Origin of the sequence: uncultured Campylobacter sp. (assembly GCF_938045595.1) — a bacterium.
GTDB lineage: Bacteria > Campylobacterota > Campylobacteria > Campylobacterales > Campylobacteraceae > Campylobacter_B.
This window is the reverse complement of record NZ_CALIBB010000252.1, coordinates 1-24573: the sequence shown is the minus strand read 5'-3', so window position 1 is coordinate 24573 and position 24573 is coordinate 1. Positions and strand designations below refer to the sequence as shown.

Here is a 24573-nt window from a genome sequence, read left to right as displayed (position 1 = left end):
GGCAAAAGATCGTCGTGGATGAAAAGCTCGTAAGCGAAAAGCTCGCAGGCATCGCGAGCGACGAGGATCTGGCGAAATACATTTTGTGATTTTTAAATTTCGCGACCGCCGCGGAGCTAAAGCGCTCGTTTGAGTGCGGCTAGAGCATCGCTTCGGCGGCGCAGCTAAGTATGATACGGCGCACCGTTAGGAATTTTAAAAGCTCGGGCGCTAAAATAAAGCAAGATCCATCCCTGTTTGGCGACGTCGATTTTAAGGACCGAATGCATGCGAAGGGTGAAATTTCAAACCTTTTATATTGTAAAATTAACTCGCGCCGGTTGGATCAATTTCGCTGCGCGGCTCGTTTAGTAGAATTTTAACATCGTAAGATCGGGGTCGGTTTCGTATTCGTGGCGGCGTAAAATTTTATGTTTGTAGCGGTTAAATTTACGCCGAATTCACATTGTGTTTATAAAATGCGTAAAATATTAAATTTATGCAGCGCGCGAAAATGAAATTTTAAATTTCACCGTTTGCGGTTTTTGCTCATGAAATTTGACGCGATTTAAAATTGACGGCGAGCGAAGGGGAAATAGGCGCCGTCGTGACAACGGCAAAGTAAAATACCTCAAACAAGAGCGCATTTAAGCAAAGCCGTAACCGCGCGCGGAAAAAATGAGCGTCGGGCAAGGAATACCGCAAATTGCGAGTTGAGAAATACATGCCGAGTATAAAGCGCCGTAATCGCGTGCAGATCGCGAAGGCGCTAGATTAAGATAAAATTTTGATTTAAGGAAAATATGAAAAGCGGATTTGTAACGCTCATCGGGCGGACGAATGCGGGCAAGAGCTCGCTGTTAAACTACCTCTGCGGCGAGAAAATTTCACTCGTCTCACACAAGATCAATGCCACGCGCCGCAAGATTAGCGGCATCGCGATGAACGGCGCAGATCAGGTGATTTTCACGGACACGCCGGGGCTGCACGAAAGCGCCAAGCTGATGAATAAGCTGATGGTCGAAGTGGCGCTCGGGGCGATTGAGGGCTGCGATTTGGTGCTGTTTTTGGCGCCCGTGCACGACGATACCGCAGAATATGAAAAATTTTTAAATTTAAACGCAGGCACCAAACACATCGTGATTTTAACTAAAATAGACGAAGCAAATGACGAAAAGATCGTGCAAAAGCTACTGCAATATCAAAAATTTACCGACAAATTCGAAGCGATAATCCCCGTTAGCATCAAAAAAAAGGTCTATAAAAAGCAGGTTTTGGACGAAATTTGTAAAATTTTGCCCGAGCATGAGTATTTTTACGATCCTGAAATTTTAAGTGCGACGAACGAGCGCGAAATTTATCGCGACTTCATACTTGAGGCGATTTTTGAGAGTATGAGCGACGAGATCCCGTATTGCAGCGACGTCGTGATGGAAAAAGTGGTGGAAAAACCCGGTCTAATCTCGGTATATGCGCGGATCATAACGGACACCAATTCCCACAAAGAGATGTTGATCGGCAAAAACGGCGAGGCGATCAAGCGGATCGGAATTCGAGCCAAAAAGTTAATTTCAAATTTTTCTAAGGTCAAAATTTACTTAAAATTAACAGTTTTTGTAAAAAAAAGCTGGAAAAATGACGAATTTAGGGTAAAAACCGATTTTATCTATTGACATTTTATTTTATTTCTATTAGTATTAGCAGCGTAGAAAATTTCATTTGGAAGTGGAGTGTTATGGCAAAGAATAGTAAAAATGCTAGTTCGATTGTTGCGATTAACAAAGTCACGCAAACCATATTCGGTCTAAGTGAGAATGAAGTTTTCGAGCACGACTTCTCAAAAGCAAATCGTGCGAAGGAAACTTACGTCTCATATATTCCGTATAAGGATATAATGACTGCGACGGTTGAGATAAGCAGATCGGTAGAGGACGCGGATCTTTTAGATGCGATCGTCGTTAAGGTGTATGAGGAGCTGGGGCTTGACACCGCTTTGGATTACAAAATCACTTATAGTGAGGTAATAGGCGCTGGCGGCGATGATAGAATTTTCAATGTCTTCGTCGTAGATAATGCCAAACTCACTTCAGAATTCGATGCGATCGCCGCTAGGACGAACTACATCGACTATGTGGCTATGGCTCCGTTTTTATACGAGGGCTTGTATAATAGAGGCGTCCTAACTCGCGACGGAATCGACTGCTTCATCTACTTGCAGCGCGACGATGCGTTTTTGGTAGTGTATCAAAACGGCGAATATTTTCAATCCCGTCAAGTAAGATACAACCTAAAATTCTTGCATGAAAAATATGTCGAGCTAGTCGGTAGTAGAGTCGATGAAGAGAGCTTTTATAGATTGCTCTCCAAACAGGGAGTAAATTTAGAAAATCCGACCGAACGCGATTATATGATCCAAATTTTTGACGATATGTTTTACTATATCAACGACGTGTTGAACGGTATTAGTAAAATTTACAACGTCAATATTCAAAACGTTTATATCGGAACGGATATCGGTAAAATTCCTGCGATCGAGGTTTTTGTAGAAAATAATCTAAAGCTAAGATACAAGGATTTTAATTTTAACGTTGCAATCAACGCAAAAGATTATCCGCTCACTCAGCTAGATATTTTGATGTTCTTGGTAGGTCAAGATTATTTGGTTACCAAAGATGACGATCACAACTACTCGCCGTTTATGAGACCTCCGCCTTTGACTCAAAGATCAACTGGCAAGCTGATAGGCTATATGTTGTTAGGCTGCCTACTTGGCGCTGCGTATCCTGCGTATAATTTTGGCTACGGCTATTATAATAATATGGTAGCTAATGATAAAACTAGCGAATATCAGGGATTAGAAGATCAGATGGTTCCTGCTAGAGCCGAAAATGCGCGTTTGGATAAAGAGACTAAAGAGGTAAATGCCCAGGCTGCTAAGAGTGGTAAGGAGCTTAATGACAGGCGCAAACTAATTAATGCCATCTTAGATAAGAAAAATAATTACGCTATGAAGGGTGTTTCTATTTTTGAGCTAACCAATATGGTCGTTAAAAATAAGGGCAATATGGTTAGGATCGGTGATGAGAATAGGACTCTAACTGTTCAGGTGCGCACCAAAAACGATAAGCAGATGACCGAGCTTTTAGAGGATATCAGTAAAAAAGAGGTGTATGGCGTGGATACTAAAACAATCGCGCTACAAGAGGGTAATAAAACCGTCTTTTACGATAGCAACATCAGTGTGGAGGTTAAATAATGAAAAAGAAAAGTTCATTAGATCAACTTGATCAATGGTTTGCCTCCAAGGGAAGTAGTGCAAATAACTATTTTTACATAGCTTTGTTGTTTGTAGGTGTGGTAGCTTACTTTATTTTGAGTAACTATGCGGATCCGTATTTAGAGGAGAGCGAAACAAATCTAAGTACTGCCACGACGAAGCTTGAAGGCGCACAAAGAGAATATAACGAGTTTTTTGGCGGTGATCCTAAAGCTTTCGTTGATAATAAACGCAATATCCTCAATGGTGCTAGGACCAACCTTAACAATATTATTGAAGAGCGTAAGTATCTAGACGGTAAGCTAAAAGAAATTTCAAAGCTTACCTATAATGAAAAGAACTGGGCTAAATTTATGGATAGCCTCTCAACGATCGCAGAGAATAACAATATTAAAATTTATGCTATTCACAGCGATAGAAGAGAGCCTAGCATCAAACAAATTTTTCAGCCTGAAGCCTTGCTGGATATAGATGTGAAATTTGAAGGAGCATTTTCGAACGTCCTTAGGTATATCAACCTTATAGAACAATCGGAGATGATCGTAGATGTAAATAAGATGGATATCAATGCCACTAAAAATGGCAAAATCGGTGGAAGCATCGGTATATCTATCTGGGGAGTAAATTACTAATGAAAAAGTTAATTTTATGCTCTTTGCTGCTTTCTACTGCTCTATTTGCTGTAGATAATAATCAGACGGTGGCTCCTAGTAATGGAGCCTATAAAGCTAAGTACGATGCGATATTCGATGATCTTAGCAAACCTAGAGTAGGTCTTAGCGATGAGCAGATAGCTTCTTTGCAAGATCCGTTTTATCCTAAAGAAGCTAATGCACCTAGAGAAGCTAATCAGCAGGTGGATCTAGGTTATCAGCTAGTAGGTATTATGGGCGATAAGGTTAAGCTAAACGATAAGTGGTATGGTTTGGGCGAATATGTAGGCTCATATAAAATCGTGCAAATAACGGGCAATAGCGTTATTATTACCAACGACGATGAAAATAAAGTCGAACTAACACTAAAACAAGGAAGTCAAAATGTCATTATTACATATAAGTAAAAAGCTTAGCATAGCCGCTATGCTTGCTTTGTCTGTTACGGCTACTAGTCTATATGCCGCTCCCGCAACTGCAGGTAACTGCGATAGGAAGGCGCTAAATATTAAGATTAACGATACCGTTACGCTAAACGAGATGCTAACTCAGCTATCCGATATGTGCCGCTTTTCAGTGGTAGCAAAAGACGCTATCGCTCAAGAGGAGATGAGCAAGCCGCTGCAAGGCGTAAGTATCAAAGACCTTTCTTTACGCGAAGTTTTAGATCTACTCATAAAAGAGAATAATCTAAGCTATGAGTATTCTCATGGTATATTAAAAATTTCAGCGCTAGAGACTAGGACTTTTAAAGTGGATTACATCACTTCTATTAGAGAAGGTACTGCTGTTACTAAATCTTCTGTCGATTCCGCACCTACGAAAGTGGATGATAGTGACGATAAAGAAAATAAAGAAGATAATAAGATCACTACCAAAGAGAAATTTGATTTTTGGGAGAAGATTAGTGAGGAAATCACCTCTGTTTTAAATAACGGTACCGAAAAATACGTCGCAGTCGCTCCTATTATAAATCAAAATGCCGGTTTAGTAACCGTTACTGCTATGAAGTCTCAGATAGCTCGCGTCGATAGATATCTAAGCGGTATGCAAAAACGCCTTAGTCGTCAAGTCTTGCTAGATGTAAATATCATATCTGTCGAGCTAAATAACGAATACACCACCGGTATAGATTGGAGTAAATTTCAACTAGGATTTAATACCTATGTAGGTGGAGATCCGACTAAGCTTTCAGGATATCACATAGATAACGGAAATAGAGGAAAGGCTAGCGATACTCACGGAACTTGGACGATAGGGGCTAATCTAAATTTCAATATCGACGGTTTGATTAACTTCCTAGAGACTAAGGGCAAAACCAAAATCATATCTAGTCCTAAGGTAACTACGATGAATAATCAGCCAGCTATTATCTCCGTAGGTGATACCATTAACTACGTATTGAAATCTACTACTACAGGTGATTATCAAGGCGGAGATACTCAGTCGGATGATCAGTATTCGATCTTTGTAGGTATTCTTTTGAATATCTTGCCTGAAATTTCAGATGATAATAGGATTATGCTACGAATCAATCCATCTTTAAGTTCTCTTAAATATGCTGAAGATAATGTAAGGAGAGAGAATGGCAGAAGAGATATCGCACCTGATACCTTGCAAAAGAAACTCTCGAGTGTAGTTTGGGTAGATGATGGCGATACTGTAATTTTAGGCGGTTTGATTGGTGCAACTAAGTCGAAAGATAACACTAGGGTGCCTGTGCTAGCTGAAATTCCGCTAATCGGAAATCTTTTCAAAAGTACTGCCGATGTTTTGAGCACGTCGGAGCTGATCTTCGTAGTAACTCCACATATCATCGACAATACCGGCGCGCCGCTTGCTACTTCGCTTAAAGAGCTAGGTTACTCAAAATCCATCTACGAAAATGAGTAATAACTATACGGCGATCAAGGAGATTTTTATCGAGGATAACGAAGTCTCAGACTTCGTTAATCTCGATAAATCAACCCTTGCTTATCATAAAATTTTAAATGCTTTGCAAAAGCCGTTAAAACTTATACTTTTCTACGGCAAACCGGGCTGTGGCAAGACATTTTTGCTTAATAAAATCAAGGTCGATCTTGAAAAAAAGGTAAGAGTCGTATTTGTGCCGCAGCCGTTTTTTGATGAGAAAGAATTTTTCTTAGAGCTTTATTCGCAGATTTTTCATTCAACTCCTAGTGAGCCGATTGATAATTATGAAAATTTTATGCGGGTTTATAGAGAGAGATTTGGAATTTCTACGAATGTGGGAGCGGTGGAGCAGGTCGTTATTTTGCTCGATGAGGCCCAGCTGTATCCTGGAAATTTGATAGAAAAAATTCGTCTTATGGCAGATACTAGATTATTTAAATTTTTATTTACAGTGCATAAGACTGACGAGGAAGATCGCCTCGCAAAGGATTATTTTAAAACCAGAATTTGGGAGAGCATTGAGCTTCCTAATTCAAATTTAGGCGAAGTCAAGCTGTATATTGAAAAAAAGCTTGTGCTTCATGGCTTTCAACAATACTATTTTATGTTTAGCGACGATAATTTTGATATGATTTTAAATTTAACGGACGGCAATATGAGAAATATCAACAAGCTTATGTATAAGATGTATGAGCTTTTTGAGTATTACGAGGTAAATAAACCTACGGAAATTAGTTTTTCGCAGATTAATAATAAAATTATAGAGATGGCAGCGATAGGCTCGGGGATAATAAATGCTTGAATTTTACGAAGTAAACGAACTTGAAAAAAAATGGGAAGAGTATAACAAAAACAGAAAGCAGTTTTCCTTTTTGAAATCTAAGCCGAATTTCGTATTGAGATTTGACAAGACGATTTTGGGGCTTTTGATATTGATCTCGGTTGCGATCGGAGCGATATTTTGGCTGCTTAAAGATAGCGATAGCGTCAGTATGGCAAGTATCAATCAAAATATTGAGGACAAGGGTGGTGCTACAAATTCTGCTAGTGATGCCGAACAGCAGGCGGCAGATCTTGCAGTGCAAAATAATATCTCCAAAGAGGATTACAACATTAGCGCGCCGAAAGTTGCCCGCGCCTCTAAACACGAAAAGGAACGCCCAAGCTTAAATTTAAACGACGTGGGTGTGCTATCCAGCGAGGATTCCGGTGGGTTTAAGATAACCAATAATTACGAAAATGGCGGAAACTATGGCGGGCAGGCTCAGGCGCAAAATTTCGGCGGTCAAAATTTTGGCGGACAGAATTTTGGTAATCAAAATGCTCCTACGTTTAACGTACCTAATGCCAATAACGCAGCTTTTGCAAATCAGCCGCCTAAAAACGAGGTTATAGATTTTGGGCGTGCTCCATTGCCGCCTAAATCAAATTTCTCTGGAGGTTCTACAAATACCGCAAGTAGCGCTCCGCTAAGTTCTAGAATTGAGATAAAAACTTCAAATTTAAGCGAAGATAAGCAGAGCTTGGAGAGCAAATTTTACGCGACGAATAAGATTGAGTATTCGCTATCGCTAGCCGAAGAAGCGTATAATAAGAAAGACTACGATAATGCGATTAAATGGGCTCTTACGTCAAATGAGCTTGATAAGGACAACGTCGCCAGCTGGATAATTTTTGCCAAAGCCAATTATAAAAAGGGTCGTAAAGAAGACGCGCTTTACGCTCTTGAGACCTTTAACGCAAAGGCGAAAAATAGTGAAATTTCTAACCTCATTTCAAAGATAAGAAGCGATAAACTATGAAAATTTTATATATTTTAGCTTTTGCGATCGCGTCGTTATTTGCAGTTAGTGCCGATGACGTGCGCAACTGGGATCAGATTGGTCAGTATAACCGTATCTGCCAAGAAAGCGTGCGAAATTTATTCATCGAGGAGCAGAGCGAGGCACTTGCAAATATGTATGCTAAAGCGTGCCTCAAGATGGATAAAGTAAATGAGCTCGTCGTGCCTACGGTGATGCTTTATAAGACGAAAGAAGCTCGCGAGAATGCTTCTCTTTATTCGACTATAATTTTTCAAAAAAAGATGCTTTATTTGGCACTTTGCGATGGCGTGGATATTAGCTATATACGCACGCCTAAGATCAATTATATTTTGTCTGAAATTTTTGATAAATTTACGGAGAGAGCATACGTAAAAAAGAGTGATACGTATGTCTTTACCCTAGAAAACGGCGAGCGTGCCGAGCTTTTTATCAAAGAAGAGGAAGGGGTAAAAAAGATGGTAATTGCAATTTATGCTGGCGATAAGCTTAGCTCGATTAAAATTTATTGGTGATCGCGATGACAAAGATTGAAGAGCAGATTGTTGCGATTTTAATACGAAACAATATCCTTACTAGCACCGTTGTTCCGGAAATCAAGGACAAGATGGATATTGGCTTGACGCTAGGCGAGGTTTTAGTCGGAGATAACTATCTAAGCCAGGATGATTTTTGCTCGATTTTAGTTGAGCTATACAAGCGCCGCCAGATAGAATTTGACGATATAAGTGAAAAATTTTCGATGGATCCGAAGGAATTTTTGCAAATTCTAGCCAAGAAAATGAACTTGTCGTATATGAATTTGGACGATATCGACATAGACTTCAGGCTATCGGAACGCACTCCTACCGCACAGCTTAAAAGATACGGCGTGATACCGGTTAAAGCGGATGATCTGAATATTTACGTTGCTTTTTCTGATCCGTTTAATCTTGAGTCGCAAGATAAAGCGCAGGCTATGTTTAGCAAACAGCTGCTTAAAATCGTAGTAGCCGATCCAAATCAAGTAAATAAATATCTATCTAAGCTTGAGCTTTCAGAGAGCATTAAAGGGCTCGTAGCGGAGATCCGCAAAGAGCTTGCTAACACCGGTGGTAGCGGAAATAGCGATGATACCTCGGCGATTTTGAAGCTCATTGAGATGATAATCAGTCAGTCTATTAAGATGCGCGGTAGTGATATTCACATCGAGCCTACCGAGAATAACTGCGTCGTGCGTACCAGAATCGACGGAATGCTCGCTGAAATTTTTATCTTTGATAAGGATATCTATCCACCGCTAGTAAGCCGATTGAAGCTACTTTCAAATATGGATATCGCCGAGCGCCGTAAGCCGCAGGACGGTAGGTTTAGTATGAAAATTTCAGGTCGCGAATATGACTTTCGTATCTCGACGCTGCCTATTATCAACGGCGAATCTACCGTTATGCGTATCCTCGATAAATCCAAGGTTATCATCAGCCTCGAAAAACTAGGCATGCACCCTGATAGCTTTAAGAAATTTAATAACGCTATGAAGGCTCCATATGGTATTATCTTGGTTACCGGACCTACGGGAAGCGGTAAGTCTACGACGCTATATGCGGCGCTAAACGATATTAAAAATATCGATACTAAGGTTATTACCGTAGAAGATCCGGTCGAGTATCAAGTAAATTTAATCCAACAAGTCCAAGTTAACGAAAAAGCGGGTCTTACCTTCGCTTCAGCACTGCGCTCGATTTTAAGACAAGACCCCGACATCATAATGATCGGTGAGATCCGTGATCAAGAGACCCTTAGGATCGCGATCCAGGCTGCTCTTACTGGACACTTGGTTTTCTCAACCCTACACACCAACGACGCCGTTAGTGCGATCCCGCGAATAGTGGATATGGGTATAGAGGCCTACCTCATAAGTGGTGCGCTCATTGCAGTAGAGGCACAGCGTCTCGTGCGAAAGCTTTGCCCGCACTGCAAGCAGCCTACGAATCTGCCTAAATCGATGCTTGATCAGCTGAAGGAATTTTTGCCTGAAAAATACACATTTTTCAAGGCCGTAGGTTGCGATCAATGCGGTCAGACGGGCTATATGGGGCGTGAGATGATTAGTGAAATTTTACCTATTACCGATAAAATGCAGAGCTTGATCGCTAACGGCGGCTCAAAGGACGATATGAGGGCCTTGGCGAAGGAGGAGGGTTTTATAGATATGTTTGAAGATGGTGTTATACGTGCTGCGCGCGGAGTAACTAGTATAGAAGAAATTTATAGGGTGGCTAAACAATGAAAAAGCAATTAGAAGTTGAATATAACGCCAAGGGCGCAAGAAAGAAGATGTTTTTGCAAGCTAGCGATAAGGTGCAAGCAAACAATCTCATGAAGCAGCGCGTAGGCGGGACGATCGTAAAAAGAGGTGAAACCCAGGTCGTAGCCAATACGGGCGGCGATTTTAAGGCGCAGGTTTCGCGTATGCTAGGTGGAAGTGGAAGAGTTAGAACGCTGCCGTTAGTAGCGTCGATCCGTCAGCTTTCGGTTATGACAAATGCGGGAATTTCAATCCACGACTCGATCAAAGAGGTTGCAAGGGCGGCAGAGGATAAGACGCTAAAAGAAATTTTCAGCGCGATGAACGACGATCTTAACGCAGGTCTTAGTCTTACCGAATCTACGGAGAAATTTAGAGGCCAGCTCGGTGATGTCGTCGTTGCGATGGTAAGTCTGGGCGAAGCAACCGGTAATATGGCAGAATCCCTAGCCAAGCTTGCCGCTATGCTTCAAGAGCTTTGGGAAAACCAGCGTAAATTTAAAAAGGCGATGCGTTATCCTATGATCCTTATGATCGTTATGGCAATTGCGTTTTCGGTTTTGATGATGTATGTCGTGCCGAAATTCCGCGAGATTTTTGAGGATTTGGGCGCGGATTTGCCACTACCTACTAGAATTCTACTTGGTATCGAAAGCACTCTTAATAATTATGGAATTTTTGTTTTAGCGGGCATTATAGGCACTATCATAGCTCTTAGATGGGCATATCGCAATAACCCTGAGTTTAAAAAGGGCTTTGACAAGACGATTTTAAAGGTCTATCTATTTGGTAAGATCATATTTTTCTCGACTATGTCGCGATTTATGCTTATTTTTACAGAGCTTGTGCGAGCGGGTATTCCTATTGCTGATGCGCTGGATACATCTGTTTTAATGGTGGATAATCATACTTTAAAAGAGAAGCTCTCTACCGTTAAAATCGCCGTGCAGCAAGGCGTGAGCCTAACAGAGGCGTTTAACAATACAGGGCTTTATGAGAGTATGCTTATTCAGATGATCAGCGCGGGCGAGCAGGCCGGTAACCTCGATAAGATGCTCGGTAACGTCACGGATTATTACAAAGAGAAATTCGATGATATCATCGATAATATCTCAAGCTACGTCGAGCCGATCATGCTATTTTTTATGGCGGGCATGGTTCTTCTTTTGGCTCTTGGTATCTTTATGCCTATGTGGGATCTGGGCAAAGCCGTCAAGAGCTAACCCCTTTAATTCCGCGCCTGCGAGGGCGCGGAATTTTATCAAAGCATTAAAATTTCATCCTTCAAATAAAATTTTAACCTTCGTTTGGCTAAAATACCGCTTTAAATTTAAGGATCAATCATAGTTAAAGAAATATATTTTATCGTCATATCGGCTATCATAATATTTTTTGGGCTTGCTACTATTGCGCCCGATTCCGCGCTTGTAGGCAGCGCCGGCAATGCCATCCGCTCGTTTAATACCCAGCTATTCGGCTATTTTGCATACATCTATCCGCTATTTTTGCTTGCCTTGGCATACGTAGCCTATAAGCATTTTCGCGGTTTTGACTTTAGATTTTTTGAGTTTAGCATCGGCGCGATTTTACTATTTTTTACTATTTTGTTGATCCAATCCAGCCTCTTCGGCGCCAGCGGTGGAGCTATCGGCAGCTTTGTCATAGACGAGCTTAGACGTATGATCGGAAGCGTGGGCGTATGGATCTTTAATCTTACTCTTTTCGTACTTGCGCTAGTGCTGATATTCGAGGACCGCTTTACCGACATCATCAAAAACTGCTTTATTGGCTCAAGAGATGAAAGCTCGCAGGATGAAATTAGAGACGATTTTGCTAGCGATGCGGATGCGGCGCAAAGAGGCGGGCTTGCAAAGCATTCGTCTGCGCAGGGCTTGAGAGGTGCGGAAAATTTTAACGCTTCGAATGACGCTTTGAGCGCAGAGGAAAATTCGGCGAAACAGGGTAATTTTGCGGAGCAGGGCGCAAGCGGACGCGGTTTTGAAGGCGGGCAAAATTTTCAAAATTTAAACGATGCTCGCGAGCCTGAAAATGAGCAGAATTTCAGTGACGCGCAGGGTCTCCAGGCTTCCGCTGAACGCGAGCTTAAAATGCCGCAAAAGGGAAAGCCGAGCAGACTAAAAAGGGTCGAGCGCCTAAGCGAGGTCGCCGAAAACAAAAGGCTTTTGGATCAGCTCGATAAGGGCAGGGTGGCTAAGCCCAAGGATTTTAAGCTGCCGCCGCTTGATTTTTTAAACCCGCCGCCGAAAAAGAAAAGTAGCATCGACGAGAGCGAGATCGATCGTAAAATTTACGACCTGCTCGATAAGCTGCGTAAATTTAAGATCGACGGCGACGTGGTGCGGACCTACTCGGGCCCGGTCGTTACGACCTTTGAGTTTCGCCCCGCCGCGCACATCAAGGTAAGTAAAATTCTAACGCTGCAAGACGATCTGGCGATGGCTCTTAGGGCGCAGACCATCCGTATTCAGGCGCCGGTTCCGGGCAAAGACGTCGTGGGTATCGAGATTCCGAATCAAAATATCGATACGATCTATCTGCGCGAAATTTTAGAAAGCGACGTGTTTAAAAGCGCTTCCAGTCCGCTTACCATCGTGCTTGGCAAGGACATCGTGGGGCAGCCTTTCGTCACCGATCTTAAAAAGCTGCCGCACCTTCTCATCGCAGGCACCACGGGAAGCGGCAAGAGCGTGGGCATCAACGCCATGCTGCTTAGCCTTTTGTATCGCAACTCGCCCAAGAGCCTGCGCCTAATAATGATCGATCCGAAGATGCTCGAGTTTAGCATCTACAACGACATCCCGCACCTGCTAACGCCCGTCATCACGCAGCCTAAGCAGGCGATCATCGCGCTAAGCAATCTTGTTTCAGAGATGGAGCAGCGCTACTCGCTCATGGCGCAAAACAGGACGAAAAATATCGACAACTACAACGAAAAGATGCTGCGCGAGGGCGGCGAAATTTTGCCTTACATCGTCGTTATTATCGATGAGCTCGCGGATCTGATGATGACGAGCGGCAAGGACGTGGAGCACTATATCGCGCGTCTGGCGCAGATGGCGCGCGCCAGCGGCATCCATCTCATCGTAGCGACGCAGCGCCCTAGCGTGGACGTCGTCACGGGGCTGATAAAGGCGAATCTGCCTAGTCGCATCAGTTTCCGAGTGGGCTCGAAGGTCGATAGCAAGGTGATTTTGGATCAGATGGGTGCGGACAGCCTGCTTGGACGGGGCGATATGCTCTTTACGCCGCCTACCGCGCCGGGGCTCATCCGCCTGCACGCGCCGTTTACGACCGAGAATGAGATCAACAAGATCGCGGAATTTTTAAAGGCGCAAGAAAGCGTCGTTTATGACGAGCGATTTTTGATCGAAAACGAGGGCGCCAAGCAAGAAGGCGGCATAATCAATCCGCAAAATATCGTGCTTGACGAGCTTTACGATGAGGCGAAAGCGATCGTTTTGGAGGAGGAGAAGACCTCGATCAGCTACCTGCAGCGCCGCTTGCGTATCGGGTACAACCGCGCCGCGACGATCATCGAGCAGCTTGAGCAGATGGGCGTTTTAAGCGAGATCAACGCCAAAGGCCAGCGCGACATAATCAAATGAGTTTTGAAATTTCGATAAAATTTAAGCGGCGAAATTTTGAAATTTATTAAATTTGCGGGCGTCGGAATTTTTAAAATTTGATGGGTCTATGTCGATAGAATTTTAAATTTTAGAAATTTTAAAATTTATCGGATTTGCCGCGGCGGAATTTTAAAATTTTCGGCCCCTGCGGCGGATTTAAATTTTAAAATTTGCGCACCTTGCGGCTCATGCTCGTTTTCTTGTGGCTATGGCAAAGCGGCGATTTTGCACGGATGCGATCGAAGCATTTTGTGGCGTAGCGGCAGAGAGATGCTTCAAAAGTAGGCTCGGCGCAGTGCAAACAGCGCGTTTTGTAGCTTGCGTTTGCGATGTGCGAGTTGTCTGAATTTTATAAGGCGCAAGCGGAGCTAAAAAAGCACAGGATTTAAAATTCTAAAATTTGAGCGAAAGAGCTTTGAGATTTAAATTTTAAACGCTAGGCGATATTTAAATTTCATCTGCGACGCAGAATTGAGAGCTTGTCGCGCTGCCGATACGTGAGCGATAGACGCTCTGCAACGGATAAATTTCGTTCAAGGCACCACGGCAATCCGCGACGTAAATTTGAAATTTTATCCGAAACTGCTGCAAACGGGGACGCCAGGCGGCGCAAATTTTGATTTTAAAATTTCGTCGTTTTTGGACTTTTGAATTTTAAAATTTGCCGCCGCGGACCCAAATTTTAAATCACGCAGCGCCCATACGCAGACGGCTCGTGCAGTATAATTTACTCGTCATGCACCTAAAATTAGCTAGCGTGCGAACGGCCGCCTCGGCGTGATAAAATTTCATAATCATCGCGCGCCACTTATGTGCGCTCGCCATAAACGGCGTGCGTCCGAATGACGCGTGAAGAAACGGCGAAGGCGCTTGTAGCCGTAGGGGTGCGGCGAAACGGCATGATATGTTCCGCTACGGCTCTATCGGCGCCGCAAGCTGCCGAGATTGAAACGGATGCGCCGAACACCGTCGCAGCTCAGCTTTCATGCTATCGGCGGATCGCGTCGTAGGCCGAGGAATACTTACGGCTGCATGAGCGAAAATTGTCGCAAAGTTTAGTTTGCCGTGCGCTGTCCGCGGCGTCTTAAAACATACAGCTAAGCTGTTGCGAGGTGCCGTGCGCTGAAACGAAAGCCTGTGCGCGAAATCGCGGTTGTGCAACAGTTGAATTGGTTCGCGTCGCATGTTAAAAACATTGTATTGCGAGCGGTGCGACGAGCTGTTTGGCGCGCGGTGTTTTGTGCGGGTATGTTTCGTAGTGCAGCTGCATTGGCGGTATGTTTTGTTATGCGAATGTGCTTAAATGCTCTGCGATATAAAAATTTTAGAATAAATTTTATTGCTGTGCGCATAAATAAATTTGCGCTATAGCGGCGAATAAATTTAAAAGGAAATTTCGCATAGTCTGCGGTACAAACGCACTTTGCAGCGAAGTCACATTTTAAAGTGCGGCTGTATTGTAAGATGCGGCGCGTTTTACATCGTCCGGGCGCTGAGAATCGATCGGCATGCGAGCGTGTTTGTAATGGATGTTGCGGCGTAAAATTTTGCAGTTACCGTGCGCTATTCGTGTGCGATTTTGCGTGGTTGCGGTTTGCGACCGTGCTATCGCGGTGTCGAAAGTCGCCGCGATACGCCTGCCAGAGTAAAATACACCCGCCTGTGTATTAAAAGATAGTGCGAGGTTGCGCTCTACAGTGCGGCAGCGCGCGTCGAAAGGCTGCGCGATACGCGAGAGTAAAATGCACGCTTAAAAAGCGGCGTGGATTGTGTTTTGCGGCACTCTATCTGCAGCGTGCGTCGAAAGCCGTCGCGATATGTTAGAATAGAGCGTACGCAATGCACATTTGCAGGATAACGAGAGATCGTACCTTATGGCGCGCTACCCCGCAGCGTGCGCCGCAAAGCCGCCTATGTGCGAGAATAAAATTCGCGCCGCGCGCCAAAGATGCAATGATCGCACTGCGCGCCAAAAGACGATGCGCGGTCGTGCCATGTGCTTTTTAAAAGGCGGTGCCACGATCGGCGCCGTGCGGCACGGGCGCGATGCGAGGTTTGAGCCTCGCGCGGCAGACGAAGCGTGCACGGCGCACGTAAATGCGAATAAATTTTAAAACGGAGAGATGATTGAGAACCGATAAATGGCTATATTACTTCACCTGCGCGCTCATTACGATCGGCATGATATTTTCGCTGTCGCTGAGCTCATATACGGTGCTTCTGCTGGGTGCTACGCCACTGCATTTTTTTTATCGTCAGTGCGCGGTGGGGATCGCCTGCATCGCGGTGATGTGGATCGTCTCGCGCGCCGATCCCGATAAATGCCTAACGCCGGTGTGCATGTCGCTTTTTGCGATAATGGGGATTTTGATGCTCGCGATGGGCTTTTTGCCCAAATCCCTGGTCGCCGACGTAAACGGCGCGGCGCGCTGGATCAGACTGCCGTTTTTTAACCTCGCGCCGGTGGAATTTTTCAAAGTGGGCTTCATCTACTTTTTGGCGTGGAGCTTCTCGCGCAAGCTTGATCACTCCAAAAAAAGCATCGGGCGCGAGATCGCGACGCTGCTTCCTTACGTAGCGCTTTTCGGCTTTGTGGTGATCCTGGTCGCCATCGTGCAAAACGATCTGGGGCAGGTCGCGGTGCTGGGGCTTACGATGATTTTTATGTCGCTTTTTGCGGGCACGAGTTTCAAGCTCATCGGCTTTAGCTTTATGGGGATTTTGGGGCTTGCCTACGTTTTTATCGTCACGAGCGCGCACAGGGTCGATCGCGTGCGCTCGTGGTGGGGCGGCGTGCAGGACTTCGTACTGTCGTTTATGTCGCCGGAGACAGCTGCAGGGCTGCGTATAGAGGACGCTAGTGCGCCGTATCAGGTCGGACACTCGCTAAATGCGATAAACAACGGCGAGTTTTTCGGGCAGGGGCTTGGGCTCGGGAGCTTTAAGCTCGGATATCTGAGCGAGGTACATACAGACTTCGTGCTTGCAGGTATCGCCGAGGAGTGGGGGTTCGTCGGGATTTTGCTCATCGTGGCGCTATTTTATGCAATGCTCTTTCGCATCTTTCAGACCGCGAGCAAGTCGCCGAGTAACGTAAATTTCCTCTTTTGCCTGGGTATCGGCTTTATGTTTTTCTTTTCGTTCATCATCAACTCCTACGGCATCACGTCGATCTCGCCGGTTAAGGGTATCGCCGTGCCGTTTCTAAGCTACGGCGGCAGCCATCTGCTTGCGGCGTCGTTTGCAGTGGGGCTCGTTTTGATGGCGTCGAAAAGGGCCAAATTTTAAAGCTTTTGCAGGCTTTGAGGCGAACGCGATTTAAATTTAGCGTAAATTTAGAGCCGAATTTTGCGCTTAAAATTCTGCGCCGAAGCGCGCCGAGGCTTAAATTTAAGCGCGAAATTTTATAAATTTATAAGGAAAAGTATGGTCATAGCAATCAGCGGCGGCGGCACCGGCGGGCATCTGATAATCGCTAAAAATTTAGCCGCCCGCCTTGCGAAGCAGGGTATCAGGGCGATCTTTATCGGCTCAAACCGCGGGCAGGATCGCGCGTGGTTTGAAAATAGCGAGCTTTTCGCGCGTACCTATTTTCTGCAAAGCTCGGGCGTCGTCGATAAAAAGGGCTTTGCCAAGCTAGCCTCGCTGCTAAATATCCTGCGCCTCTCGCTTACGGCGCGTAAAATTTTAAAGCAAAACGGCGTCCGCGCGCTCATCAGCGTGGGCGGATACAGCTCGGCGCCCGCATCCATCGCGGCGATCCTTTCTCGCGTGCCGTTTTTTATCCACGAGCAAAACGCCGTTTGCGGGCGGCTCAACCGCTTGCTGAGGCCCTTTGCGCGCGCGTTTTACAGCTCCTATGAAAAGCCCGCGTTTGCTTATCCGATCGCAGATATTTTTTTCGAGACGGCGCGGCCGCGCACGGCGCTTAAGAGGGTCATCTTTTTGGGCGGCTCGCAGGGGGCGAGCTTTATCAACTCGCTTGCCGTGGAGCTTGCGCCCAAGCTTTTGAGCCTCGGCTACGGCGTGATCCATCAGTGCGGCGAGCGCGAGTTTGAGCGCATCTCGCAGATCTACGCGCAGCAGGGTCTGGACGTACAGCTCGTGGGCTTTTGCAAAAACATGCACGAGCTTATCGCAAGCGCCGATCTTTGCGTCGGGCGCAGCGGCGCCAGCACGCTGTGGGAGCTCTGCGCAAACGGCCTGCCCGCGATATTCGTGCCGTTTCCGTTCGCGGCGGCGGATCATCAGTTTTATAACGCGAAATTTCTTAAAGAGCACGGGCTTTGCGAAATTTTACGTCAAGAGGACGTAAGCGGCGAGCGGATCTTGGGCTTGATTGAGAGCTTCGACGTGGCGCGCGCGAGCAAAGGACTGCTTGAGCTTGCGGATCGAAACGGCGCACAAGCGATAATCGACGACGTGATGAGTAAAATTTAAAAAGACGTGGACAGTATGAGCTTGCGTAAATTTAAGGCGATCTCTGCGCGAGGCTTTAAATTTATTAAACCGATTAAATTTTACTTTTTGCGTTTGTGTAAATTTGACGCGACGCTTGGGTTTGAGTAAAAATTTGAAATTTGCATGCTTGCAGGCGAAGGACGCTTTTTGATTTGCGCAAATTTAAACCCGCAAGCGCAATGCGCAAAAGTGCATTGAGCCGCAAAATTATCTGTGCCTAAAGCTGATTATCGCATCGTCGTTTTCTTGTTGATATTTTTCAAATAGAGCCTGATATCTTTGCGATTTTGCCGGATCATTTGAATAAATTCCCACTAGAAAATAGCACGCCTCCGCAAATCGCAACTCGCACGATCGCTCAAAGTATCGCGTACCCGCTTCTTTGTCATCGTCGTCAAAATACGCGACGTAACCGAACATAAAGCAGCCTTCGCCGTTACCGAGCTTGCATGCTTTTTTATACAGTTTTCTGCCCTCTTGCGAATCTCTATCCTCGTAGCCTGCGAGTCTCGTGCAGCTTTCGCCGCCGTTAAGCTCGTAGCAGCCTTTTTTAAGCAGATCTTTGGCGCCTTCTTGCGAAATTTCGCCATTTAGTAGCAATAGGCTCGAAAGTACGGCACAGGCATCGCCATCCCCGCCGTCGCAATCTTCGCGAAATCTTACGGGATTTTTCATTTTTAAAGTGCCGTCTTTGGTGCGAATAGAAATTTCTTTAGGATTTTTGTTTGCGTCTTCATTTGCTTGATTGATGGGGATTCGGGTTTCATTTAAAATTTCCGTGCGAGAAGATGCCTTTATCAATATAAAAACCGCGACTATACATACGATGATGAGAGGGAGTATTTTTAGCGTGGAGCGGTTTTTGTGCGGAGTGCGGAGATTCGCGTCTTTGAACGATTGCCTATCCATTAAAGTAGCGACGGAAGGCTTGGAGCTCGGTTTTTGGCTTAAATTTGCGGCCGAACCTGCGCCTGATTTTTCGGTTAAATTTATGGTAGCGTCCGTATTCAGATCTGCATTGGCATCCGCTTCGCAGATATTTTCGTTTGAACTCTTTAAATTTTTGCTCCGCTTTTCTCTCAGCTCATTTATGCGTTGTATGATTTCTTCGTTATTCAAATGAAATCCTTTTTGCTCGATAAATTTTGTTTTAATTAAACACCCGTTTTTATCATAAAAACCGCATTGAAAACGGGTGGATTATATCATCTTATTTTGAAATTTTCAAAAAATGACGACTAAGAAAAATCTGCAAATTTAGCGCAGACGCGCCATTAAATTCGGACCGGTTCTCGCTGTATAATCCGCAGTCGGGTTTAAATTTTACATACTTCGGGCGCGCACGTATAATGCGCGTAAATTTCCAAAACTTGATAGGATTCATATCAAGTTTATTTATTCTACTCTTGACAAGATTAGCACTCCATGATATAATCTGCCAAAATTTTTATAAAGGACCGCATAATGGCAAAGAAAAAATTTAAGACCGAAGTGAATGATCTGCTAAATTTGATGATCCATTCGCTTTATTCAAACAAGGAGATTTTCCTGCGCGAGCTCATCTCAAACGCAAGCGACGCGCTGGATAAATTAAACTATCTAAGCCTTACGAATGACGATTACAAGGCACTTTCGTATGTGCCGCGCATCGATATAAAGATCGACAAAGAGGCCAAAACGCTAAGCATCGGCGACAACGGCATCGGCATGGACGAGGCCGAGCTCGAGAGCAATCTAGGCACTATCGCGCGCAGCGGCACTAAGGGCTTTATGGCGAGCCTTAGCGGCGATGCGGCGAAGGACAGCAACCTCATCGGGCAGTTCGGCGTCGGGTTTTATTCGGCGTTTATGGTTGCAGATCGTATCGATGTTATCAGCCGCAAGCCACTCTCGCAGGACGCTTTTAAATGGAGCAGCGACGCGAGCAACTACATGGTCGAAAAGGCGGAGAAAGAGGACTTCGGCACGACGATAATCCTGCACATGAAAGATGAGGAGTTTTTGGACGAATATAGGCTAGAAGGCATCATCAAAAAATACTCCAACCACATCCCATATCCGATCTTCATGGATAAAGAAGAATATGTTCCTGCGCAAAAAGAGGGCGAGCAGGGACATAGCGAGGTTAAAAACGTCCAGATTAATCGCGCGAGCGCGCTTTGGCAGCTGCCGAAAAGCAGCCTAAAACCGAGCGATTACAATGAATTTTACAAGCAGATCAGCCACGACAGCGGCGATCCGCTGTTTTACATCCACACCAAGGCCGAGGGCACGCATGAATACACGACACTTTTTTACGTGCCAAGCAGCGAGCCCTTCGATCTATACCGCGTCGATTATCAAAGCGGCGTGAAGCTCTACGTCAAGCGCGTTTTCATCACCGACGACGCCAAAGAGCTGCTGCCTAGCTACCTGCGCTTCGTGCGCGGCATAATGGATGTCGAGGATCTGCCGCTAAACGTAAGCCGCGAAATTTTACAAGAAAACCGAATTCTAGCCTATGTCCGCGAACAGAGCGTCAAAAAAATCCTATCTGAGCTAGAAAAGCTTTTGCAAAGCGATCGCGAAAAATACATAAAATTTTACGAATTATTCGGCAAGGTTTTGAAAGAGGGGCTTTACGGCTTCGGCGCAAACAAAGAGGAAATTTTAAAGCTTTGTCTTTTCAAATCGAACCTGCGAGACGGACTCATCACGCTTAGCGAGTATAAGGAAAAAATGGGCGCGGAGCAAAAAGAGATCTATTATATCGCGGGAAACAGCGCCGCGATGCTTAAAAGCTCGCCTCTGATTGAGAAATTTAACGCCGAGGGCACGGAGGTGCTGCTCTGCGACGATGAGATCGATACGATCGTGATGCCGGGCGTTTTTGAGTTTGATAAGACGCCGGTTAAAAATGCGACTTCGATCAAGCAGGAAGCTGCGAGCGACGACGCCGCGACGCCGCAAGCTAAAGAGATCGCCGCAAAGATCAAAGAAATTTTAGGCGAACGCGTCAAGGACGTTAAAATTTCATCGCGTCTAAGCGGCTCGCTTTCCTGCCTTGTTTTTGACGAGAACGATCCCGATTTTGCGACGCAGCAGCTGCTTAAGCAGATGGGGAACCGCAATCTGCCGCCTGTAAAGCCGATTTTGGAGATCAACGCAGATCACGAGATCATCAAAAAGCTGCAGGCCGATAAACTGATGCTGCCGCAAGTAGCCGAGATAATCTACGATCTGGCACGCCTTAGCGAGGGGCAGGAGCTTGAAAATCCGAGCGAGTTTATCAAAAACGTAAACGAGCTGATCGCAAAGGCTCTGTAAATTATCTAAATTTAGAGCTTCGATCCGCTAGCAAAATTCCGCGCGGCTGCATAGGTTGTATAAATCTATGTAGCCGCGTTTTAAATTTAAAGAGAAATTTCAGCGGGCAAGCTTCACGAGCTTTTTAAATTTTAAAATTTAAAAGCGGCGAAATTTCACCCTTTGATTTCGGTAAAATTCTATCCGGCGGCTCGGTTTGGCGTTTTAAAAATTTTGAGGTTTTGATCGCTTTTATACGTGGGTCGAGGTTGGGGCGCAAGCCGAAAATATTCGCCAAAGCATGAAATCATAAATCGGGCGATAAATTTCACTATTCATTAATTTAATCTTTACAAAGTTGCGTAATTTTATTTTAAATTTCCCCCTTTTTATCGCAAACGGCGAGATTGTTTGATATAATTCATTTTATAAATATTTGTAAATCTTTATGAAAGGAGATTTCGAATGAAACTCATCAAACTAAGTTTAGCTGCGGCGGTTTGCGCATGTGCGGTATCCTCGTTAAGCGCGGCGGATAGCGTAGCCGAGGCGATCACTAACGGCAAATTCGGCGGAACGGTAAAGACCACTTACGCCAATAAAACCGTAGATAATAGAGGCGAAGCCGCTACGGGCGATAACGACTACGAGGCATTCGGCGTGGGTCTTGAGCTTGGATATGTCACCGATCCTCTTTATGGCTTTAGAATAGGGCTTACCGGACAGGGCTGGTTGATGCCGTATCACGTAGGCTCAAGCAATAAGATCGCCTACGATAAGGAGTGGTATACTAAAGGTGCGGTATTATCGGAATTATACCTAGGATACGGCATAGGAAATACCGATATAAAGGCAGGTAGACAATATGTCGTTACTCCGCTCGTTGCGGGCAACTATACGAGGGCGTTTAAAGAAGCTTTCGAGGGCGTGGCGATATCCAATAAAGATATCCCCGATACTACATTGTGGGGCGGATGGTTTTATAAATTCCAAGGAAGGAGTAAAACCGCCATGGGCGCTCCGGCCGGCGAAGGAAAAGCTCCTTTATTTAAAGATAGGGTGATTCTGGGTAATATGACGGGTCCCGTTACCGTAAAATTTGAAAATATCTTCTCCGCATACGTTCAAAATAAATCCTTGCCTTATACCACTTTAACCGGCGCTTACGCAGCGGTAACGGATGTAAAACCCGCTAACGCATTAAAAGACGGCGACGTTAGCTTGTATCTTGCCGAGGCAAATGTAAAAGTGCCGGTAGGCGAGATTTTAAAGCTAGGATTTGATCTTAACTACAAAGGCTCGCGCGTAGACGGAGGGCTGGAGCCAAGAAGGCTTGACGGCGATATGTTCGGCGCAAGAGTCTCGGTTAGCGAGTTTTTCGGATTCGGTCTATCGTATGCCTATACGACCGTTAGCGATGATGATGCCGTTATTTTGGGCGTCGGCAACGGCCCGGGATCATACACCGCGCTGCCTATCCGAGGTCCGTTCGTCTTCACAGGATATGCGGGTATGGATACGCACAAGATCGTGCTTGATTACAACTTCGGCGCTATCGGTCTGGACGGCTTCAAAACCGCGCTGCACTACGTAAAGGGCGATCAAGACAGAGTAGGCGGTACGAATAATATCAATGCTAGCGGAGCTGCGGGCCAAAAGGTCGGCACTAGCATGGACGTAGAGGGCTGGGCGGTAACGGCAAACTACGCTCCTAAGGCCGTTAAGGGGCTAAGCTTGGGCGTAACCTACACTGCGCTTGAGAGAAGCGACCACTACGCTAGCGGCGTAAATAGAAAGTTCGACGAGAACGAGATATGGTTGCAAGCTGCGTATAAATTTGATCTAAGCGGCGACTAAAGCTTTAAAGAGCGGAGTATTTCCGCTCTTTTTCATCTGCATTATTTTGCCTCATATATAACGCAAAAAGGGCGTTAAACCCGAAAAATTTACTCTTCCCCATCATGCATTATCAAACGGACTTGCGCTTGATAATGCTTCATCCAAACCTCTTAATTTAAACATGCTCTTAAATTTTAAATGAAACGGAGGTGGAATTTATCTAAAATTTCGCCGCAGAGCTTTGATATACCGAAGCGTTGAAATTTTGACGAGGATTTTGTTACGCGTGCTTTATAGGAATTTTAAATTTATAAGAATTTTAGAAATTTCCTTACAATTACAAGAAATATACCTTTCTAGCGTTTTAAATCTTTTGATACGAAAGGTGTGGATATTCTTTTAGGTGCATCGTTACAGACTCTCCTATTCCAGGCACATTTAAAATTCCTTTTGGAATATGCTCTGCAACAAACACCATTTTATTCCTCCTTTTTATTGGTTAAGTCTTGTAGTTCCATTGTATAGTTTGGATACGATTGCCACGCATCATAATCGCCATAAGCTTCTAAGCTTTTCTGCAATAAGTGAAAAATATTTTGCATTTGTGCTTTGGAATTTGAACTAGGCTTTAACCCTAAGACTTTCCAAATACGATGAAATTTCTTTGGCCTTATTGTGCTATCAATATCAAAATTATAGTCCAGCGTAATTTCTATGTTTCTATTATTATAATGCAAAATCCATAAAGACTTTGATAAAACAGCTCTGTCATAATTCGGATCTGGAAAGCTATAAATTTTTAAAAGCCAGCAACCCAATTGCCTATCTATTGTAAAATTTAGATTTGGCAACTTTGCTCCATAATTATACTTACCATATAGCGCACTCAATCCATACTTCTCATCATCCTCTTTAGTGATGATTGCATTTTCAAACGCCATCGCTTCCTCCTAAAATTTTAATTCTATTATACCCTCGATAATTTATGCTAGCTTTATGCTATTATAAATGTATCGTGAGTATGAAATCAAGTTAGCACTATAGTAAGGCTCATAGAGATGCAATTGTAAGGGTTATTTGTCGATACTTTTCGTTTACGAGCTGGCGAGTAAGAAGCGCATAAACTTAAGTTACGGGCGGTTGGTTTAAATATAGTCTGATAGATGAAATTTTAAATCGAGAATTCTGGTAAATTTTAAATCTAAAAGTCGATAAAATTTAATAAAAACTTCGTCAAAATTTCAAAAATTCCGTCAAGGTCTCAGCTAAACCTCGGCGGAATTTTGAAATTTAGAAATTCTAGGATTTCAAGCAGCGTTATTTCTTCGCGCTAGAAGCGTCCATAAAGGCCTGCTCTTCGGCGCTTGGTTTATACTCGTCGCCGAAAAATTCCTTCTTCGCCTTGATC

19 protein-coding genes are annotated in these 24573 nt (G+C 44.6%); 17 read left to right on the top strand and 2 right to left on the bottom strand.

Annotated elements, in window-relative coordinates; genetic code table 11:
- Nucleotides 1-782 precede the first annotated feature (782 nt).
- From era to murG, 15 genes are all read left to right on the top strand, one after another.
- Nucleotides 783-1652 carry a GTPase Era gene (gene era / locus Q0340_RS09705; RefSeq protein ID WP_298083135.1) on the top strand — a complete coding sequence of 290 codons (870 nt, stop codon included), beginning with the start codon at nt 783-785 and terminating at the stop codon, nt 1650-1652.
- 62 nt (nt 1653-1714) lie between these two features.
- Nucleotides 1715-3235 carry a hypothetical protein gene (locus tag Q0340_RS09700; protein ID WP_298083134.1) on the top strand — a complete coding sequence of 507 codons (1521 nt, stop codon included), beginning with the start codon at nt 1715-1717 and terminating at the stop codon, nt 3233-3235.
- On the top strand, nt 3235-3888 hold the full coding sequence (locus tag Q0340_RS09695; RefSeq protein ID WP_298083133.1) for a hypothetical protein: 654 nt from the start codon (nt 3235-3237) through the stop codon (nt 3886-3888). The genes Q0340_RS09700 and Q0340_RS09695 overlap by 1 nt, the downstream gene beginning before the upstream one ends.
- Before the next feature lie 68 nt (nt 3889-3956).
- Nucleotides 3957-4316 (top strand): hypothetical protein, encoded by a 360-nt coding sequence (locus Q0340_RS09690; RefSeq protein WP_177389139.1) that lies wholly within the window; start codon nt 3957-3959, stop codon nt 4314-4316.
- Nucleotides 4294-5802: a pilus (MSHA type) biogenesis protein MshL gene (gene mshL, locus Q0340_RS09685; RefSeq protein WP_298083132.1), complete on the top strand. Its 1509-nt coding sequence runs from the start codon at nt 4294-4296 to the stop codon at nt 5800-5802. Before Q0340_RS09690 ends, mshL begins: the two co-directional genes overlap by 23 nt.
- Nucleotides 5795-6625, top strand: coding sequence for an ATP-binding protein (locus Q0340_RS09680; protein ID WP_298083131.1), 831 nt, complete (start codon nt 5795-5797; stop codon nt 6623-6625). Before mshL ends, Q0340_RS09680 begins: the two co-directional genes overlap by 8 nt.
- Nucleotides 6618-7625, top strand: coding sequence for a hypothetical protein (locus tag Q0340_RS09675; RefSeq protein WP_298083130.1), 1008 nt, complete (start codon nt 6618-6620; stop codon nt 7623-7625). Before Q0340_RS09680 ends, Q0340_RS09675 begins: the two co-directional genes overlap by 8 nt.
- A complete protein-coding gene (locus Q0340_RS09670; protein ID WP_291937375.1) occupies nt 7622-8161 on the top strand; it encodes a hypothetical protein in 540 nt (179 codons plus the stop codon). The genes Q0340_RS09675 and Q0340_RS09670 overlap by 4 nt, the downstream gene beginning before the upstream one ends.
- 5 nt (nt 8162-8166) lie before the next feature.
- Nucleotides 8167-9915 carry a GspE/PulE family protein gene (locus Q0340_RS09665; protein ID WP_298083129.1) on the top strand — a complete coding sequence of 583 codons (1749 nt, stop codon included), beginning with the start codon at nt 8167-8169 and terminating at the stop codon, nt 9913-9915.
- Nucleotides 9912-11156, top strand: a complete 1245-nt coding sequence (locus tag Q0340_RS09660; protein ID WP_298083128.1) for a type II secretion system F family protein — start codon at nt 9912-9914, stop codon at nt 11154-11156. Before Q0340_RS09665 ends, Q0340_RS09660 begins: the two co-directional genes overlap by 4 nt.
- 159 nt (nt 11157-11315) lie before the next feature.
- Nucleotides 11316-13559: a DNA translocase FtsK gene (locus Q0340_RS09655; protein WP_298083136.1), complete on the top strand. Its 2244-nt coding sequence runs from the start codon at nt 11316-11318 to the stop codon at nt 13557-13559.
- A gap of 863 nt (nt 13560-14422) precedes the next feature.
- Entirely contained in the window at nt 14423-14590 is a 168-nt protein-coding gene (locus Q0340_RS09650) for a hypothetical protein (RefSeq protein WP_298083127.1), read from the top strand.
- A gap of 864 nt (nt 14591-15454) precedes the next feature.
- Entirely contained in the window at nt 15455-15694 is a 240-nt protein-coding gene (locus Q0340_RS09645; RefSeq protein WP_298083126.1) for a hypothetical protein, read from the top strand.
- A 13-nt stretch (nt 15695-15707) separates the two neighbouring features.
- On the top strand, nt 15708-16868 hold the full coding sequence (locus Q0340_RS09640) for an FtsW/RodA/SpoVE family cell cycle protein (protein WP_177389148.1): 1161 nt from the start codon (nt 15708-15710) through the stop codon (nt 16866-16868).
- A gap of 138 nt (nt 16869-17006) precedes the next feature.
- Nucleotides 17007-18020: an undecaprenyldiphospho-muramoylpentapeptide beta-N-acetylglucosaminyltransferase gene (gene murG / locus Q0340_RS09635; RefSeq protein ID WP_298083125.1), complete on the top strand. Its 1014-nt coding sequence runs from the start codon at nt 17007-17009 to the stop codon at nt 18018-18020.
- 228 nt (nt 18021-18248) lie between these two features.
- Here the strand turns inward: murG and Q0340_RS09630 are convergent, their stop codons facing one another.
- Nucleotides 18249-19160: a hypothetical protein gene (locus tag Q0340_RS09630; RefSeq protein WP_298083124.1), complete on the bottom strand. Its 912-nt coding sequence runs from the start codon at nt 19158-19160 to the stop codon at nt 18249-18251.
- A gap of 345 nt (nt 19161-19505) precedes the next feature.
- Between Q0340_RS09630 and htpG the strand changes: the two genes are divergently transcribed.
- On the top strand, nt 19506-21347 hold the full coding sequence (htpG, locus tag Q0340_RS09625; protein WP_298083123.1) for a molecular chaperone HtpG: 1842 nt from the start codon (nt 19506-19508) through the stop codon (nt 21345-21347).
- A gap of 444 nt (nt 21348-21791) precedes the next feature.
- Entirely contained in the window at nt 21792-23183 is a 1392-nt protein-coding gene (locus tag Q0340_RS09620) for an OprD family outer membrane porin (RefSeq protein ID WP_298083122.1), read from the top strand.
- Between the two features lie 461 nt (nt 23184-23644).
- On the opposite strand, the gene Q0340_RS09615 is transcribed toward Q0340_RS09620, so the two are convergent.
- Complete coding sequence (locus tag Q0340_RS09615; RefSeq protein ID WP_298083121.1) at nt 23645-24106, bottom strand: hypothetical protein; 462 nt, start codon at nt 24104-24106, stop codon at nt 23645-23647.
- Between the last annotated feature and the right edge of the window lie 467 nt (nt 24107-24573).